Genomic DNA, 16,483 nt, shown 5'->3' with positions numbered 1-16,483 from the left:
TTTGCTAAGGGAGATACCCCCAAAACAAACTCTAGTATAATTATAGGCGGAGCATGAAAACAGAAAGCAAGGAGACTTATCAAAATGAACACGAAAATCAAGAAAATCATTACGGCCTGCGCCCTCTTCCTGGGCCTGGGCTTGACGGCTGGCAGGGTCTCTGCCGCCAAAGACACCACCCCAGTTATTACCCTGGGGACGTCATTAACTGCCAGCCAGAAGCAAGGCACCCTAGACGTTTTAAAGGGGGCCCTCAGCGACTCCAGCAGTTACAACACCTTGACAGTAACGGGCAGCGACCTGGTTACCTACCTGAACCCGTCCGGCAGCTCCTTTACCTCTTCTTCCGGGGTCTGGTCCAGTGCTGCCATTGAAAAAACCAGCTCCGGCAGCGGGATCAATGTCCGCATCCTCAACTACAACGGGCAAAACAACATCACTACCATCACCGCCAACCAGTACCGAAACGCGGCGGTAACGGCCGGGATCACTGACGCCAACATCTACGTCACTTCCGCGATCCCGATCGATGGTTCCGGCGCTCTGGCCGGGATCTACAAGGCCTACGCCAAGAGCGGGGAGAAGCTGAACCAGAAGCAGATCACCGCGGCCCAAGACGAATTGAATACCTTAAGCGGGATCACCAAGGAAAACAAGGGCAAGGACGGCTACTCTGACGCCCAGCTCAACAATGCCGTGGCCGGGGCCAAGAAGGAAATGGCCCAAAAAGGCTCAAACATCACCAAGAACCAGATCATCACGATCGTCAACAACCAGATCGAAAACAACAATCTGACCAACGTGATCACCAACGAACAGAAGCAGCAGATCGTCAACATCCTGGTTGAGATCCGGGACTCCGGCGCCCTCAACTCCTCTTCTTTCAAGCAGCAGGCCAGCCAGGCCATGAGCGCCATCCAGAAGAGCGCCAAGGGGATCTTTGCCAAGCTGAACACCAGCGAAAACCGCAACGCCCTGCAGAAGCTCTGGGACGCCATCGTCAACTTCTTTACCAGCCTCTTCTCCAGTTTTAGCAAGTAATGAAGCAATTGAAGCTGGACGATATCTGAAAAGTCAAATATTCATGCAAAAAGCCCGCGCCAAGCGCGGGCTTTCTCTGTCTCTGCCTTACATCTGGTCCATATACTTGTTGAGCAGGCCGTCGACAAAATTGTTGCCGGCACTATTGGCGTGCCCCTTGACCCATTCAAATTCCGGCTTGGCAAACTTGGCCATTTCCTTGGCAATCTCCTGCCAGAGCTCGCGGTTGGCAACGGGTGACCCGTCCGCCTTCTTCCAGCCCCGTCTCTGCCAGCCCTTGATCCAGGCCGGACCCTGGTCATTGTCGCTGACGGCCTTGATGACATACTGGGAGTCTAAAGAGAACAAGAGGGGCTGGTCATTTAAGCCCAGTTCTTCCAGCTTCTTCAGGCTTTCCAAAAAAGCGGTCATTTCCATTTCGTTGTTGGTGGCCCCAAAACGGCCGCCGCTGGCGGACAGCTTCTGGCCGCCGTATTCAATCAAATAAGCCCAGGCTGCCTTGTCGTCTGCCTGCACATGCCCGCCCTTGTGGGTCCCATTGTTCCGGCAGCCCCCGTCGGTAAAAATGTGGGCGGCATACTTCGAACTTGCCGCAAATTCTTTTTTGTTTTCAGCCTGCTTTTTCTTGCTTCCGCCCTGTCTGACCTTGGCGATCGCGGCCTGCAGCTTGTCCTCTGCCCCCTGCAAGGCCTTGAGGGCATCTTCCGGGTCCATCTGCTGATAGTCCAGGGCCTCCATTATATTGCTGAAGGACTTGTATTCTGCCCCGGGAAAGCCCTTGACCTGCTCTTCGGCCTCAGGCCAGCTGTGGTAGATTCCTGGCCGGTAGCCTTTTTTAACAACATAAACTTTCATCTACTCCCTCTCTTCTGCTAAAATGGTATGATATTTACAAAGCAATTGTATCAGAGAAAAGGGGGGCGACTGTGCTCTTTTTTAATTCTAAAAAGTATGCTGAAGAAACTGAAAAAAAGCGCGGCAAAAATCCCGATCCCCGGGACCACTCCCTGGCCATGATGTTCTTCTTGGGCATCCTGGCAACCTTTCCGCCTTTCCGGATCTTTCTGAAGCTGCGGGGCAAGCGGGTCAGCGACCTGGCTGAAAACCAGGCCAGCGGCTCTGACCAGGTTCCGATCATCTACGTCCATGGCTTCCGCGGCGGGGACTACACCACCAGGGTGATGGTTGAAGACGCCCTCAAGCAAAAAGGGGACACCCGCTTTTTGAAAGTCGAGGCTGACTTAACCGGCCGGATCAAGCTGACCGGATGCTATACCGGCGACAAGCAGCCCATCATCCAGCTGGCCTTCAAGGACCGGATTGCCGGCTACCAGGCCATCAACTACTATCTCAGCTTCATCCTGCCTTTTCTGAGCAAAAAATACGTCTTTACGCGCTACAGCGCCGTGGCCCACTCCCTGGGCTCGCCCTGCGTGGTCGCTACAGAAATGCGCTATGCCAAGCGGAAAAACTTCCCCCACCTGGCCAGCTGCGCTTTGATCGCCGGCCCCTTCAACGGAGTCATGTACCTGGGCGACATCCCCAATGTCAACCGCCTGACGGAAAGTGGCCGGCCCAGCATGATGACCCCGCACTATTCCTACATGCTCCGCCACCGGCGGGACTTCAGCCCCAGCATCCGGGTTTTGAACATCTACGGCAACGTCCTGGACACGACCAATTCCGACCGCTTTATCTCCGTGGTTTCCGCCAAAAGCATCCGCTATATCCTGGCCCCGGACGCGGTCTACTACCAGGAAGTCGAGGTCCGCGGCGACAACGCCGAGCACTCGCAGATGCATGACGAGCCCTTCGTCATCGGCATCCTGAACAGTTTTTTAGGCTTAGATAAAATCAAGAAAGGACTTTAAAGTGACTGCCATCTCTTGGATCGATATTTGGCACATCATCTTCTTCGCCAACGCCATCCTGGCCCTCTGGACCGTCTTCCACAGAAAGCGGTCCGTGGCCACCTCCTGGGCTTGGCTGATCGTCTTGATCATCCTGCCCGTAGTCGGCTTCATCATCTACGGCTTCGTCGGCCGGGGGATTTCCCAGGAAAACCTTTTTGCCATCAACCGGCAAAAGCACATCGGCCTCTCCAACGTGCAAAAAATGATCACCGAGGCCCCGGCAAAAATTGACCAAAACGACACCTCCCCCAGCGCCCACATCTTGATCAAGTACCTGGACAAGGACCAAGAGTCGCCCATTACCAAAAACAACAAGATCAAGCTTTACACCGACGGGCATGACAAGTTCCGGGACCTTTTCGCCGATATCCGCCAGGCCAAGTCCAGCATCAACGTCGAATACTACACTATCTATAACGACGCCATCGGCAACGAATTCCTCAAGCTTTTGATCCAAAAAGCCAAGGAGGGGGTCCAGGTCCGGGTCCTCTACGATGCCTGGGGGTCATTCGGAGCCTCCAAGAGCTGGTTCAACCAGCTGACTGAAGCCGGCGGCGACGTTTTGCCCTTCATCACCTCAAGAAACATGATTTCCCGGAACCGGATCAACTACCACCTCCACCGGAAGATCGTGGTCATCGACGGGGTTACCTCCTGGACCGGAGGCTTCAATGTCGGCGACCAGTACCTGGGCAGGAAGAAAAAATTCGGCTACTGGCGGGACACCCACCTCCGCCTGGTCGGGTCAGCCTCCCTGCTTTTGCAGGAAAGATTCGTGATGGACTGGAACGCTTCCGCCGTCAAGGAAGAAGAACTGATCAGCTTTGACGAAAAGCTCTTTCCTGACCTGGATGAAAACGACATCTCCAAGGGCGACATGGCCGTACAGGTTGTTTCTGACGGCCCCGACAACGACGAGCCTTACATGCGAAACGGCCTAGTCCGCTTGATGATGCTAGCCAGAAAGCGGGTCTGGATCCAGACTCCTTACTTGATTCCAGATGAGGCCATGATTGCCGCCTGGCAGATCCTGGCCAGCTCGGGAGTTGACCTGCGGATCATGATCCCCTGCATGCCGGACCACCCCTTCATCTACCGGGCAACCCAGTGGTACGCCAACCAGCTGGTCAAGATCGGGGTCAAGGTCTACACCTACAACAACGGCTTCATGCACGCCAAGACCATTATCGTCGACGACAAGTACGCGACTGTCGGCAGCGTCAACCAGGACTACCGGTCTTATGACTTGAACTTTGAAGATAATGTCTTCGTCTACGACCGGGCCTTTAACAAGGAGATGTCCGACCAGTTTGAAAAGGACATGGAGCAGTCGACCCTCCTCACGCCGGAGATGATCAAGAAGCAGTCCCACTGGCTGCGGTTCCTGCAGAACTTCTCCCGCCTCCTGTCCCCGATTTTGTAAAAAAGAACAAGAGAAAATAAAACAAGAAAACAGAAATTTAGAGCAGATAAAAATGGGTTAGTCACTCGACTAACCCATTTTTCTTACGTCAATATTTACCCCGCGTTCCAGGCGCTGCATCAAGAAAGAGACCACATCGCTGGCCTGCTTGTTGAAGCGGAGGTAGTAGATTTGGTGGCGGCTGGTTTCCAGGGCCGCGATCGACAGGTCGCCCACTTCCGGCGGCGCCGCGGTCAGGATCACCTGGCTGATTTCGCTGTATTTCAAAGTCCGGCGGAAGTAGCCGCTCAAAACCACCCGCTTGTCAGCAAAGCCCGACGTGGCTTCCAGGATCCCCGTCAAAATGAAGAGGGCTAGGAAGACGATGAAGCCGGGAGTTCCCAGGTCCAGGTAGCCCCAGCTGGCCCCCAGCCAGACCAATAGGATTGGCATGACCACCGCCGTCATCCGCCAGCGGGCCCGCAGGATCACCGTGGCCTGGCTGTACCAGCTGTAGCCGGCATAGGCCGCCAGCACGGTGTCGGCGACCAAGTAAAATAACGTGTCCATGGATTACCTCAAATATAATATCTTCTGCAACTAGTAGCTTAATTATAGCAAACCAAGCGCTTATAATGAAATCAAAAGGTATCAGCCGTTTTTTAAGAAAGAGGCAAAAAATGGACCAAGCAAAACTTGCGGAATTTAAAGCAGACTTAAAAAAGGCCAAGCACCCTGTCTTTTTGACCGGGGCAGGCGTGTCAACCCACTCCGGCATCCCCGACTACCGGTCTAAGACTGGCATCTACAACGGGGTCAGCGAGCCCCCGGAAGTCATCTTGAGCGAGGAGACCCTTTATGACCGGCCTCAGCTTTTTTATGACTTCGTCATGCAAAACATGTACTTCCCGGACGCCAAGCCAAATATGATCCACGAAAAGATCGCGACCATCTGCAATGAAAAAGGGGCCCTCATCACCCAGAACATCGACACCCTGGACCGGCAGGCCGGCAACCAGCACGTGACCGAATTTCACGGCAACCTCTACGACATCTACTGCTCCAAGTGCAAGCAAAAGGTCAGCTATGAGGACTACGCCAAGGGCTACAAGCACGAGTGCGGCGGGATCATCCGGCCCGGCATCGTCCTTTACGGGGAAGGCATCAACCCGGCCAATGTCAACCAGTCCATCCTGGAAATGCGGCAAAGCGACCTGGTCGTGATCGTCGGCACCAGCTTCGTTGTCTACCCCTTCGCCGGTCTCTTAGGCTACGCGGCAAAAGACGCCAAAATCTGGGCCGTCAACTTGACTGAGATCCCGGCACAAGGGATCAAGCAGCTGACCGGTGACGCCTTGGAGGTCTTTAAGCAAGTTTAGCCAGAGCTTCCTCAGCTGCCTCCTTTAAAACTACGGCCTGGTTGTGTTCTTCATCTTTAGCCCCGTACAAAAAGAGGACGTCCCCTTTTTGCAAAAGCTCTTGCAAATGCTCCACGAAAGGCGGCCATTCCGGATTGTCTGCCAATTCTTCCAGGTAATCTTGGCGGAAGTCCGGGTACCGGGCCGGGTCATGCTTAAACCAGGTCCGCAAGTCCCGGCTGGGAGCCAGCTCTTTCTTCCACTCGTCTAAATTGGCGGCTTCTTTTTTGATTCCCCGGGGCCAGAGCCGGTCGACTAAGATCCGGTAGCCGGCGGGCTGGTCTTTGGCGTAGATACGGACAGTTTTGATCGTTGACATAGGCGCACGCTTTCTCTTAAAAACAGTTTTTATTACAGCTTTTACTACATTCCCTATTTTAGTTAGAAAGATTAATTAAGCAATGGACTACAGGAATTTTTTCACCGGCCGGCCCACCAGCGAGATATGCCGGGATTTGATCGGCCGCCCCTTTTATTATCAAGCCGGCGGGAAAAAAATTGGCGGCTATATCGTTGAGGCCGAAGCCTACCTGGGCATATACGACCGGGCCGCCCACTCCTACGGGGGCAGAAGAAGCCAGGCTAACGAGGGCCTGTGGCGGGCCGGCGGGACCATCTACATCTACTCCCAGCGGCAGTACGTCTTTTTTGACATCGCCTGCCAGGAAGAAGGCAACCCCCAAGGGGTCTTAATTCGGGCCATTGAGCCGGTCTGGGGCCTAGACCAAATGCTTAAAAACCGGGGCGGCAAAGACGGGGTCCTTTTGACCAATGGACCGGCCAAATTAATGCAGGCCATGGGGATCAAGTCAAGAAACTGGGACCTGGCCCCTTTGGCGGACTCCCCTTTCGTTATTGACTTGACTGAGAAAAAGCCGGCTAAAGAAATCATTGCTTCGCCCAGAATCGGGATCGTCCAGGCTGACCCGGCCTGGGCCCAGGCGCCTCTGCGCTATTATGTGGCCGGCAACCCCTACGTCTCTGGCATGAAGAAACGGGACTGGGCGGATGATCACGGCTGGATGTAAATAAGAAAAGGGCAATCACAAAAATTCAGAAAACTAATTTTTTCTTGACTTTTTCTTAAAAGTAATTTAGCCTAAATGTAGTTGAAAATTATCCAATACAATAGAGGTCGCGATCGTTCACAAACACAAGGGGAGCTCACTGACAGTGTTGAGCCTTGTTATTAAGGGATATCGCCGAAATCAGCAGTGGGGTCGTGCGCGCTGTTGGTTGGGCTGCAGGAGAAGATTCTGCAGACTGTCCTAGTTTTCTAGGGAGCGCTATAATTTTTGGTATTCATACTGAATTTTACAGAATCAAAGCAAGCCTCATTGTATACCGCAGTGGGGCTTTTTTGCCGCTTTTTATTGTATTTCATAACTACTAAAAACATATCGGAGGTTTATTCAGATGAAGAAGCACAGCAGCTGGATTAGCGCCTTAATGGCGGCGGTCATGACGCTTGTCTTAGCTGTCAGTTGGAGCCAGCTGGCGCAAGCCAGCGGCACCTTGAAGATTGGTATGGAAGCCAACTACGCTCCATACAACTGGACCCAGACCACGTCCGCCAATGGCGCGGTCAAGATCGACGGGACCAGCTCTTACGCCAATGGTTACGACGTCAAGATCGCCAAGATCATCGCTAAGAAGCTGGGCAAGAAGGTTATCGTGGAAAAGACCCAATGGGACGGGCTTTTGCCAGCCCTGACCAGTGGCAAGATCGACTTGATCATTGCCGGGATGAGCCCGACGGCGGAAAGACGGAAGGCCATCAACTTTACCAGCCCATACCGGACCACCAACTTCGTGGTTATCGTCAACAAGCAGAGCAAGTACGCCAAGGCCAAGTACCTAACTAACTTCAAGGGGGCCAAGCTGACTGCCCAGCAAGGGACCCTGCACTACGACCTGATCAAGCAGCTGCCAGGGGCCAAGCGGGAACCAGCCTCCAAGGACTTTGCCGCCATGCGGGAATCCCTGGAAGCCGGCACGATCGACGGCTACGTGGCTGAAGACACGGAACTGACTTCCTTCCAGATGATGGACTCCAACATTACCGGGGTCAACCTGTCTAAGATGAAGGGCTTCAAGGTCTCCTCTTCTGACGCGGAAGTTTCCATCGGGGTTAAGAAAGGCAACGACCAGCTGCTCAGCCAGGTTAACAAGGTTTTGGCCGGCATTTCCACTTCAGAAAGAAACAAGCTGATGAAGGAAGCCGTGCAGCAGCAGCCGCAGACCAGCACCAAGAAGGAAAACTGGCTGGTTTCCATGCTGAAGAACTACGGGCAGATGATCCTGGAAGGGATCGGGATGACTCTCTTGATCTCCCTGGTCGGCACCATCGCCGGTTTCTTCATCGGTTTGCTGGTCGGCATCGTCCGGACTATTCCAGAACCAAAGAACAAGTTCAAAAAGGGCCTGTTAGCCTTCTGCAAGTGGCTCTTATCCGTCTACGTTGAAGTCTTCCGTGGCACGCCAATGATGGTACAAGCCGCGGTTATCTACTACGGGATCGCCCAGTTCTGGCACATCAACCTGAACAGAATGGTTGCCGCTTTGATCATCGTCTCCATCAACACCGGGGCCTACCTGGCCGAAGTTATCCGCGGGGGGATCATCTCCACGCCGAAGGGGCAGTTTGAAGCCGCCAGTGCTTTGGGGATGACCCACAACCAGAGAATGTGGCACATCATCCTGCCACAGGCTATCCGGAACTGCCTGCCGTCAATCACCAACGAATTTATCGTCAACATCAAAGACACTTCCGTATTGAGCATCATCTCAGTATCAGAACTGTTCTTCGTTGGTTCAACGATTGCCAGCCAGAGCTTCCAGTTCTTCCAAACCTACCTGGTCATCTCGGTCATCTACCTCTTCTTGACCTTTACGATCACCCGGATCTTCAACTTGATTGAAAAGCACATCGAAGGTCCTGAAAACTACAACATGATGGCCAACCAAGTTCAAGTCGGCAAGCAGGAAGGAGACAAGTAAAAAATGGCTGATTACAAGGATAATGAAATTATTTTAAACGTTCAGCACCTGCAAAAGGCTTACGGTGAACACCAAGTTTTGAAGGATATTTCCTTTGAAGTCCACAAGGGCAAGGTTATGACGGTCATCGGTCCTTCCGGTGGTGGTAAGTCAACCATGCTCCGCTGCATCAACTTGCTGGAAGATACAACTGGCGGGGAAATTCTTTTCCATGACCAGAACATCCTGGATGAAAAATACAACATCCCCCGCTACCGGTCCAAGGTCGGCATGGTTTTCCAGCAGTTTGAGCTTTTTGAAAACAAGAACGTCTTGCAAAACTGCATGATCGGCCAGGAACTGGTTCTGAAGCGGTCAAAGGCAGAAGCCAAGAAGATTGCCCTGGAGAACCTGAAGACCGTTGGGATGGATCCCTACGTCGACGCTAAGCCCCGTCAATTGTCCGGTGGGCAGAAGCAGAGAGTAGCGATTGCCAGAGCCATCTCCATGAACCCGGAAATCCTCCTCTTTGACGAACCGACCAGTGCCCTTGACCCAGAAATGGTCGGGGAAGTTTTGGAAACCATGAAGAAGCTGGCCAAGACTGGTTTGACCATGATCGTGGTTACCCACGAAATGGCCTTCGCCAAGGAAGTTTCCGACCAGGTCCTCTTCATGAGCGACGGTTACGTGGCTGAGCAAGGCAGCCCGGATGAAATCTTCAACCATCCGCAAAGCGAAAAGACCCAAAAGTTCTTAGCCAACTTCCGTGGCCCGCAAATTTAATTACACGCAAAAAGCAGCCTCACGGCTGCTTTTTTCTGTTTGCGATTTAGTTTTTTCCCCCGCGATTAGTAAATTTTTCCGTCAAGGCAAAAGCAAAAATAACTACGATAAACAGCATGAACAGGTCAAAAATAATTGTCCATGTTTGCTGACTATCGTAAACCTGCATAGTCAGTGACGAGGCCAAGCCCAGGCAAGCTAACTCATTAATGATCAGCTGCAAAAACCAGACAACCTTCTGCCAAGCTTGTTTTACCTTGTCTTGCTTGAATTCAAAGAAGTAAGTCCTAAGAGTGGCGACCACGATCATCACTAGCAAAAGCAGGTAGGCCAGGAAGAGCGGCCAGGAAACACTTTTGGCCACCCGGTCCATGAAGCCCAAAAAGCCATTGGCTGGTCCGGACAAGCGCCACTTGGGAGAATTGTCTACAATCAAGCGCAAAGGCTAGGTAGCAAAATAGCCATTAGCAATCAGCTGTAAAACAAAAACAATTTTCTTTTTAATTCTTCCCGCCTCATAAAAATCAGCAATTTTTTATTTTCAAAACAATTATATACACAAAAACTTGTTAAAGACTACACATTTTTTCTAAATAAAGCGATTATAAATAAAATAGTACACCTTTAATTATAGCCAGGCAAAAGAAGACAGCGCCAGCTGGCTGGCTGACGCTGCTTAAACTGTTTGATATCGATGGGAAATTTTTAGCCTAAAACGCGAACGGCAAAGCTTGGCGTGTATGATGACACGCTGCCAGTCATCACGTTTTGGCCTGGGGCTGGAGCCATGACGTATTGGCCGCCGCCCAAGGCGATGGCTACGTGGTAGGCTGAGCCGTATGAACCCCAGAAGTAGAGGTCACCAGCTTGGGCGCTGGCCACGCTGATCTTAGTGCCGGCGTATTGCTGGGTGTAAGTAGTCCGGCCCAGGTTGATGCCGAAGTGGCTGTAAACGTATTGTACCAAGCCGGAGCAGTCAAAGCCGCTTGGCGTGGTCCCGCCCCAAACGTAAGGCACGCCCAGGAAGGTCAACGCGTATGAAGTAATCGCGCTGCCACTGGCTGAGGCAGTTGTAGTTGCAGTTGAGGTTGAAGCAGTTGGTGCCTGGCTGACTGCTTGACTGCTGCTTGCTGCAGTGTTAGTGCTTGAAGTAGTGTTAGCATTTGATGCTGCAGTATTAGTGTTGGTCGTAGTGGACGCACTGCTGTTAGATGCAGTTGACTGGCTTTGAGTGTTGGCACTAGTGCTGGTGTTGGAATTGCTGCTAGTGTTAGTAGTAGTGCTCTTCTTGGCCTTTGGCGCTTGGCTGGAAGCAGTCGTGCTGGTTGATGAAGCAGTGTTAGTGCTTGCTGCAGTTGAGCTTGAGCCAGTAGTTACGCCGTTTACCCCGTAAGCAGTCATGCCAGCCCGCAAGTTTAAACTTTGGCCGATCAAGATGGTGCTGCTTGACAAGTTGTTGGCCTTCATCAAAGTACTTACTGAAACGCCGTACTTCTTAGCCAAACTCCACAAAGTGTCACCCTTTACGACCGTGTGGGTCGTTGAAGTAGTGTCAACGGTACTGGTTGAAGTGCTAGTCTTAGCAGTCTTGGTTGCCTTGTTTGACTTAGTTGGGATTTGCAGCTTCTGGCCCACGTAGATCAAGTGGCCGGAAACGCCGTTAGCCTTCTTCAAGTCACTTACTGAAACGCCGTACTTCTTTGACAGGCCCCACAGGGTATCGTTCTTAACAACAGTGTAGCTGTCAGCCAAAGCGCTGGCCCCAGTAGTTAAAAGGGCGCCAGATGCACTCAGAGTTGCCAAAGCAGTCATCAACAGGTTCTTTTTCTTCATGAAACGTCTTTTCTCCTTTAACATGTGGTTTGATTTGATAACAATCTATAGTATAACTTTCAATTGTTACAGGAATGTATCGGTCTGATTACAAAACGAAAAAGCGCTGCAAGTTGTTCTGTAGCGCTTTTTAAAGCTTTTTAAGCCTGTACATTCTGGAGACTTTTTCTGTAAAAAGTTTCCTGGTCTAACTTTTAATACTCGCTCCATAAGCTTTAAATTATCAAAGCTAGATGATTTCCTTGTCCTGCTGGGCCAGGTAGAGCTTCCAGCCCAACTTGAAGTGGTCCTCGCGCAAGCGGCGGGCCGCATCATAGTCACTCTCTAAACTGTCGATGGCATCCCGCAGGCGCTTGTTTTCCTTGCGGATGGCGGCCAGTTCCGGGTCATTCACCACGCCCTTTAAATGAACCTTGGCGGCCAGCATGTTCCGCCGGTCTTGGAATTCTTTTTCTAAGGGGCCCAGGGCGTTCTCGTACTTGACCAGCTTTTTGTTTAAAGGCTGCAATTCCTCGTTGAGCTTGACGAAAAGGTCATAAGGCATATTAGACTTGATCCGGTTACACTCGCTGCAGGACAAAATCAGATTGTCCAGGCTGTTATCGTGCGAGACGGAGACCGGGTCCTTGTGGTCCACGCTCCGCCCCCGCCGGCCGCAGTACTGGCAGCGGTACTTGTACTTGGCCCGGATCCGCTCCCGGTCGATATAGTCAACCTCGTTTAACTGAAAGTCAACGCTGAGGCCTAAGGCCTGGAGTTTTTCCGCGAAAGGGAGTTTTCCTGGCAAAAAGAAGCTGGGATCATCCTCAGCCTTGATCACGGCCTGGTTGAAGTCTGCTCTGGGCAGCTGCTGCCTGGCCAGGACATTTCCATCATAGTCCTGCATGAGGGCCTCGTAGGACCGGCGGATTTTTAAGTCCGGCAGGGAAAAGTCCCCGCTTGCTTCCCCGTCCTTGCCCGCAAAGGCATAAAGGAGGTTGGCCGCGAACAGCTTGACCACGGGATTGGGGTAAGCTGCCGGATCCAGCCCCCGCTGCCGGCAGATGTCACACAGGCTGGCCAGGCGGTCATTGACCAGACCGGGCAGCTTGAAATGCAGGGATTCCAGTCTTAAACCGCAGCTGCTGCACTGAAACTTCATTTTTACCTCCTTGTTTTCTTTCTTACTCGTCTCTTAGCTTTTTCCTAATCATAAGGCAAAAAGCAAGCGAAAAAAAGACCCTGGCCAAAAGCCAGAGTCTTTATTGTCTGTTTAAAAACAAATTACTTGTTTTCGTCCTTAGCTGCTTGGTTCAGGAAGCTGATTATAGCAGCGGCGTGAGCAACGCGTTCCTTAGCGTTAGAAGCGTTACGTGGACGACGGTGTGGGTTGATACCCTTGTGGATATTTCTTGACATGTCTCTTCATCCTTTCATCGATTTTCGAAAATCAGTAGTCATTATACCCCTCTTTCCCCATGTTAGGCAAGCCTTTTCGGCATTTCTTTGCCCCTCCAGCCCCTTTTTAGCTAAAAGAAAGGGCAAATATCTTCCGTCAGAAATGTTAAATGGATTTAGCAAAATGTCCAAGGGGGGATTTTTGCCAATTTGTCACTTCTGTTTTTCACTTCCGGCAGCGCTTACATTATTTCAGAAATCAAAAGCAGGCTTTTGACTTTTTTGTGGCCGTGTAAAAAGTCGACACGTTTTAATCGCTTAAAAAAGGTAGCAAAGTCTGTTTTTTGTCTTCCGGAATAAATCCCTTATTTTAGCTATATAAACCGCTTTCTAAAGTCTTTCCTATTTTTTCAGCAAGCTAAAAAAGTCAGATTTTTGACCTGCCGCGTTTCGCCAATATCTTTTCAATAACATTTGTTCGTTAATTTTGGACTATTGAGATTTAGGGAAAAATGGTTGACAATGGAACTACACGAAAGTAAAGTTCATTTTCGCTTTTCGTTAACTTTACGTAAATTTTTGTAAATACCATTCTAGCTGAGTAGAGGATTTTATATGGAAGCCGCCAAAAGCAAAAGTTCAAATAATTTTTTGATCACCTTTTTGACCACCTTAAAGAAAATTTTTAGCGACCGAATTCTGCAGATCACCATCGTGATCACCATCATTAGTCTTTTCTTTGCCCGGCCGCTCAGCGCCGACATGAACTGGCACACGATCGAGTCTGTCACGACCATGCTGGTCTTGATCCAGGTCTACAGCTACCTGCACGTTCTGGACATCATTGCCTATAAACTGGCGGCGATCGCTGACTCCACCCGGAAGCTGATCCTCCTCTTTACTCTCTTGTCCGTCTTCTCGGGCATGTTCCTGGGTAACGACATTACCTGCTTGACCATGATCCCCCTGTACTTGAACATCGCCAAGAAGTACAAGCTGCCGGAAATCCTGCCGGCCACTTTGATCGGGATGGGGGCCAACATCGGGGCGGCCTTCACCCCATGGGGCAACCCCCACAACATCTTCGTGGTCTCCAACTACCACTTAGTGCCCGCTATCTTCTTTAAGTGGACCCTGCCTTACCTGATCGTGGCCATGGTCGTCTTTCTCTGCATCTTCTTCTTTATCCCGAAGAAGAACATCCCGACCCAGGAAGTCGTTGAAATCAACGTCAGCTGGCCAATGACGATGATCACCACGGTCATCTTCTGCTTCTTTTTCGTTGGCGTCTTCAAGTTCGTTCCAATCTGGATGCCGATGCTGGCCTCCATCATCTGGGCCTTGATCGTCAACTGGAAGATCCTGCTCCACATTGACTACTCCCTTTTGCTGACCTTCACCCTCTTCTTCTTCTTCATCAGCGACATCCAGCAGATTCCTTTTGTCGTGACCCTGATCCACGGCCTGGTCGGCACTGAAATGAGCACTTACTGGACATCCATCCTGTCCAGCCAGGTCATGAGCAACGTGCCATCAACCATCCTGGTCGGCAAGTTCTCCAAGTACGCTGAAGCCTTGACCCTTGGTTCCAACATCGGCGGCTTCGGGTCACCAATCGGGTCCATGGCCAACATGCTGGTCATGCGGACCTTCTACGCCCACGCTTCCAAGGATGCCAAGAAGAAGTTCTTCCCGAAGTGGCTGGGCTACCAGATCGCCGGCTTGATCATCCTGTCCCTTATCGGCTGGGTCATCGTCAAGCTGAACCTGTAGTAAGATATTAAATCTCTCGCGCGTCTCCTTATTGGAGGCGTTTTTTGCTTAAAAACTAGTGCTCAGTTGCCTTTTAATATATAATTTACTAAAACGGCCGGAAGCATCTGGTCAAAGTTGATTTCGCCCCTCTGGGGCCTAGAAAGGGAGGCAAAAAATGGCAGTCTGGATTATTGCTATTTTAGTCGTATTAATCGTTATTTTTTACATTTCAGCCTACAACGGCCTGCAAAAGGCCAAGGTTAACACTGAAGAGGCCTGGAGTCAGATCAGCGTTCAGCTCAAGCGGCGGAACGACTTGATCCCTAACCTGGTGGAAACCGTCAAGGGCTATGCCAAGCACGAAAAGGAAACCTTGAGCAAGGTGGTTGAACTCAGAAACCAGCTGACCCAGTTGCCAGCTGACGACCACGAAGGGGCCATGCGGCTGTCCAACCAAATCACTGACAGCTTGAAGACCATCTTCGCCCTGTCTGAAAGCTACCCAGACCTGAAGGCCAACACTAACTTCGCCAACCTGCAGGAAGAACTGACCAACACGGAAAACAAGATTGCCTACTCACGGCAGCTCTTCAACTCCAGCGCGGCTGTCTACAACAAGATGCTCCTGGTCTTCCCATCCAACATCGTGGCTAACATCCACCACTTCACTAAGGTTGACTACCTGGAAATCCCTGAAGAAGAAACCAAGGTACCAAAGGTATCCTTTTAAAGGCTAAGGGATCGCCATGCTATACCAACAAATTGCCCAAAACAAGCGGAAGACGGTCGGAGTCCTGGTCGTTTTCGTTTTGATCTTTGCCCTGGTGGGCGCGGGCCTGGGCCAGCTGATGTGGGGCAAGCCCCTGCCGGGCGTATTGACCGCCGGCGTCATTGCCTTGATTTACTCTTTCCTGGTCTTCCAGGATCCGGTCAATGTCGTCATGAGCATGAACCATGCCCAGCATTTAAATAAAGAGGACAATCCCCAGCTTTTTCATATCGTGGAAGACATGGCCTTAGTGGCCAATATTCCCATGCCCGAAGTCTACTTGATTCCGGACAAGAGCCCCAACGCTTTCGCGACCGGCCTGTCGCCGGACAAGTCAGCCATTGCTGTTACCCAGGGCCTGCTGGACATGATGAACAGAGAAGAGCTGGAAGGGGTCCTGGGCCACGAGATTTCCCATATCCGCAACTATGACATCCGCCTGTCCATGGTGGCCCTGGTTTTAGTCAGCGCCATCAGCTTTATCGCCGACTTCGCCCAGCGCTGTGTCTGGTTCGGCTTTGGACTTGGCCGGGACGATGATGACGACCGAGAAGGCGGAACGATTGGGATGATCATCGGCGTGATCGGGGTTATTTTCGTTCTGATCCTGGGGCCTTTGGCAGCCAGCCTGGCCCAGATGGCCCTGTCCAGAAACCGGGAATACCTGGCCGACGCCAGTTCAGTTGAGCTGACCCGGAACCCGCACGGCTTGATCAGCGCCTTGACCAAGATTGAGAACAGCCCGCCCATGCAGGCGGCCAGCAGCGCCAGCGCGTCCTTGTATATTGAGGACCCGATCAGACGGCACAGCTTAAGCCACTTGTTTGACACCCACCCAGCTACGGCTGACCGGATCAAGCGCTTGGAAAAAATGTAAGTCAACACAAAAGCTTCCAGATGAAAATCTGGAAGCTTTTTAGCTCTGCCTAAATTTAAGTTATATTTATCTCCCGGCTTCTATTTGCTATAATGCACGTATTAAATGCTGACTTTTTAAAGAATATACGCGTGGTGCTAGTTAAAGAAGTTGAATTCATACCTCTGTAGGATGTAGCTGATATTGTAAGTTAATACAATTAACTCAACGGTTTGTTGGAAACCAACTATACTTCTTGCAAGTATATTTTCAATCCCGTAGTACTTTAGTACAGAAAACACACTCTCGATTGTTCTGCGAATTGCCATTAGCTCTCTTTTGTTATGCTGCTTA

Annotated in this window: 18 protein-coding genes and 1 riboswitch; of the genes, 10 read left to right on the top strand and 8 right to left on the bottom strand. The window is 51.3% G+C overall.

The annotated features are described in order from the left end of the window. Positions 1-84 precede the first annotated feature (84 nt). The gene (locus HMPREF3168_RS01455) at positions 85-1,041 is read left to right on the top strand and encodes a DUF1002 domain-containing protein (protein ID WP_050889409.1); all 957 of its coding nucleotides are present in this window, start codon (positions 85-87) and stop codon (positions 1,039-1,041) included. Positions 1,042-1,128: 87 nt separating this feature from the next. On the opposite strand, the gene HMPREF3168_RS01450 is transcribed toward HMPREF3168_RS01455, so the two are convergent. Continuing rightward, positions 1,129-1,896 (bottom strand): ribonuclease H family protein, encoded by a 768-nt coding sequence (locus tag HMPREF3168_RS01450; protein WP_003611654.1) that lies wholly within the window; start codon positions 1,894-1,896, stop codon positions 1,129-1,131. A 71-nt stretch (positions 1,897-1,967) separates the two neighbouring features. On the opposite strand from HMPREF3168_RS01450, the gene HMPREF3168_RS01445 reads away from it, so the two are divergent. After that, positions 1,968-2,912: an alpha/beta hydrolase gene (locus HMPREF3168_RS01445; RefSeq protein WP_070488110.1), complete on the top strand. Its 945-nt coding sequence runs from the start codon at positions 1,968-1,970 to the stop codon at positions 2,910-2,912. Between the two features lies 1 nt (position 2,913). Further along, entirely contained in the window at positions 2,914-4,377 is a 1,464-nt protein-coding gene (gene cls, locus HMPREF3168_RS01440) for a cardiolipin synthase (RefSeq protein WP_070488108.1), read from the top strand. Between the two features lie 69 nt (positions 4,378-4,446). Here the strand turns inward: cls and HMPREF3168_RS01435 are convergent, their stop codons facing one another. Then, entirely contained in the window at positions 4,447-4,926 is a 480-nt protein-coding gene (locus tag HMPREF3168_RS01435) for a hypothetical protein (RefSeq protein WP_070488106.1), read from the bottom strand. Positions 4,927-5,036: 110 nt separating this feature from the next. Here HMPREF3168_RS01435 and HMPREF3168_RS01430 point away from each other — a divergent pair, with 110 nt between their 5' ends. Further along, the gene (locus tag HMPREF3168_RS01430) at positions 5,037-5,735 is read left to right on the top strand and encodes an NAD-dependent protein deacylase (protein ID WP_070488104.1); all 699 of its coding nucleotides are present in this window, start codon (positions 5,037-5,039) and stop codon (positions 5,733-5,735) included. Here the strand turns inward: HMPREF3168_RS01430 and HMPREF3168_RS01425 are convergent. Next, on the bottom strand, positions 5,722-6,093 hold the full coding sequence (locus HMPREF3168_RS01425) for a DUF488 domain-containing protein (protein WP_070488102.1): 372 nt from the start codon (positions 6,091-6,093) through the stop codon (positions 5,722-5,724). The genes HMPREF3168_RS01430 and HMPREF3168_RS01425 overlap by 14 nt on opposite strands. Before the next feature lie 82 nt (positions 6,094-6,175). Here HMPREF3168_RS01425 and HMPREF3168_RS01420 point away from each other — a divergent pair, with 82 nt between their 5' ends. The 3 genes from HMPREF3168_RS01420 (at position 6,176) to HMPREF3168_RS01410 (ending at position 9,539) form a co-directional block, all read left to right on the top strand. Further along, entirely contained in the window at positions 6,176-6,802 is a 627-nt protein-coding gene (locus HMPREF3168_RS01420) for a DNA-3-methyladenine glycosylase (RefSeq protein ID WP_070488099.1), read from the top strand. Positions 6,803-6,895: 93 nt separating this feature from the next. Next, positions 6,896-7,071: riboswitch (Lysine riboswitch) on the top strand. Positions 7,072-7,190: 119 nt separating this feature from the next. Beyond that, entirely contained in the window at positions 7,191-8,774 is a 1,584-nt protein-coding gene (locus tag HMPREF3168_RS01415) for an ABC transporter substrate-binding protein/permease (protein WP_070488098.1), read from the top strand. Between the two features lie 3 nt (positions 8,775-8,777). Further along, positions 8,778-9,539: an amino acid ABC transporter ATP-binding protein gene (locus HMPREF3168_RS01410; RefSeq protein WP_070488096.1), complete on the top strand. Its 762-nt coding sequence runs from the start codon at positions 8,778-8,780 to the stop codon at positions 9,537-9,539. Between the two features lie 46 nt (positions 9,540-9,585). Here the strand turns inward: HMPREF3168_RS01410 and HMPREF3168_RS10560 are convergent, their stop codons facing one another. The 4 genes from HMPREF3168_RS10560 to HMPREF3168_RS10900 form a co-directional block, all read right to left on the bottom strand. Further along, on the bottom strand, positions 9,586-9,981 hold the full coding sequence (locus HMPREF3168_RS10560; RefSeq protein ID WP_231540756.1) for a hypothetical protein: 396 nt from the start codon (positions 9,979-9,981) through the stop codon (positions 9,586-9,588). A gap of 263 nt (positions 9,982-10,244) precedes the next feature. Next, positions 10,245-11,372, bottom strand: coding sequence for a C40 family peptidase (locus HMPREF3168_RS01400; RefSeq protein ID WP_070488094.1), 1,128 nt, complete (start codon positions 11,370-11,372; stop codon positions 10,245-10,247). Positions 11,373-11,601: 229 nt separating this feature from the next. Continuing rightward, positions 11,602-12,513, bottom strand: coding sequence for an HNH endonuclease (locus HMPREF3168_RS01395; RefSeq protein WP_070488091.1), 912 nt, complete (start codon positions 12,511-12,513; stop codon positions 11,602-11,604). A gap of 122 nt (positions 12,514-12,635) precedes the next feature. After that, on the bottom strand, positions 12,636-12,770 hold the full coding sequence (locus tag HMPREF3168_RS10900; RefSeq protein ID WP_130183189.1) for a hypothetical protein: 135 nt from the start codon (positions 12,768-12,770) through the stop codon (positions 12,636-12,638). 594 nt (positions 12,771-13,364) lie between these two features. Between HMPREF3168_RS10900 and HMPREF3168_RS01390 the strand changes: the two genes are divergently transcribed. From HMPREF3168_RS01390 to htpX, 3 genes are all read left to right on the top strand, one after another. Beyond that, complete coding sequence (locus HMPREF3168_RS01390) at positions 13,365-14,522, top strand: SLC13 family permease (RefSeq protein ID WP_070488089.1); 1,158 nt, start codon at positions 13,365-13,367, stop codon at positions 14,520-14,522. Between the two features lie 157 nt (positions 14,523-14,679). Continuing rightward, the gene (locus HMPREF3168_RS01385) at positions 14,680-15,234 is read left to right on the top strand and encodes a LemA family protein (protein ID WP_003611704.1); all 555 of its coding nucleotides are present in this window, start codon (positions 14,680-14,682) and stop codon (positions 15,232-15,234) included. Between the two features lie 16 nt (positions 15,235-15,250). Further along, positions 15,251-16,150, top strand: coding sequence for a zinc metalloprotease HtpX (gene htpX, locus HMPREF3168_RS01380; protein ID WP_070488088.1), 900 nt, complete (start codon positions 15,251-15,253; stop codon positions 16,148-16,150). 137 nt (positions 16,151-16,287) lie between these two features. Here the strand turns inward: htpX and HMPREF3168_RS09685 are convergent. After that, positions 16,288-16,483 (bottom strand): transposase (locus HMPREF3168_RS09685; RefSeq protein WP_148129870.1); only part of this gene is annotated, 196 nt, incomplete at its 5' end.

The sequence above is a fragment of the Lactobacillus sp. HMSC08B12 genome (assembly GCF_001808415.1).
Classification (GTDB): Bacteria; Bacillota; Bacilli; order Lactobacillales; family Lactobacillaceae; genus Lactobacillus; species Lactobacillus delbrueckii.
This window is presented reverse-complemented; position numbering and strand designations above follow the sequence as displayed.

Coding starts and splice junctions, on each gene's coding strand:
- HMPREF3168_RS01455 (WP_050889409.1), top strand. CDS start 85: ATGAACACGAAAATCAAGAAAATCATTACGGCCTGCGCCCTCTTCCTG.
- HMPREF3168_RS01450 (WP_003611654.1), bottom strand. CDS start 1,896: ATGAAAGTTTATGTTGTTAAAAAAGGCTACCGGCCAGGAATCTACCAC.
- HMPREF3168_RS01435 (WP_070488106.1), bottom strand. CDS start 4,926: ATGGACACGTTATTTTACTTGGTCGCCGACACCGTGCTGGCGGCCTAT.
- HMPREF3168_RS01430 (WP_070488104.1), top strand. CDS start 5,037: ATGGACCAAGCAAAACTTGCGGAATTTAAAGCAGACTTAAAAAAGGCC.
- HMPREF3168_RS01425 (WP_070488102.1), bottom strand. CDS start 6,093: ATGTCAACGATCAAAACTGTCCGTATCTACGCCAAAGACCAGCCCGCC.
- HMPREF3168_RS01420 (WP_070488099.1), top strand. CDS start 6,176: ATGGACTACAGGAATTTTTTCACCGGCCGGCCCACCAGCGAGATATGC.
- HMPREF3168_RS01415 (WP_070488098.1), top strand. CDS start 7,191: ATGAAGAAGCACAGCAGCTGGATTAGCGCCTTAATGGCGGCGGTCATG.
- HMPREF3168_RS01410 (WP_070488096.1), top strand. CDS start 8,778: ATGGCTGATTACAAGGATAATGAAATTATTTTAAACGTTCAGCACCTG.
- HMPREF3168_RS01400 (WP_070488094.1), bottom strand. CDS start 11,372: ATGAAGAAAAAGAACCTGTTGATGACTGCTTTGGCAACTCTGAGTGCA.
- HMPREF3168_RS01395 (WP_070488091.1), bottom strand. CDS start 12,513: ATGAAGTTTCAGTGCAGCAGCTGCGGTTTAAGACTGGAATCCCTGCAT.
- HMPREF3168_RS10900 (WP_130183189.1), bottom strand. CDS start 12,770: ATGTCAAGAAATATCCACAAGGGTATCAACCCACACCGTCGTCCACGT.
- HMPREF3168_RS01390 (WP_070488089.1), top strand. CDS start 13,365: ATGGAAGCCGCCAAAAGCAAAAGTTCAAATAATTTTTTGATCACCTTT.
- HMPREF3168_RS01385 (WP_003611704.1), top strand. CDS start 14,680: ATGGCAGTCTGGATTATTGCTATTTTAGTCGTATTAATCGTTATTTTT.
- htpX (WP_070488088.1), top strand. CDS start 15,251: ATGCTATACCAACAAATTGCCCAAAACAAGCGGAAGACGGTCGGAGTC.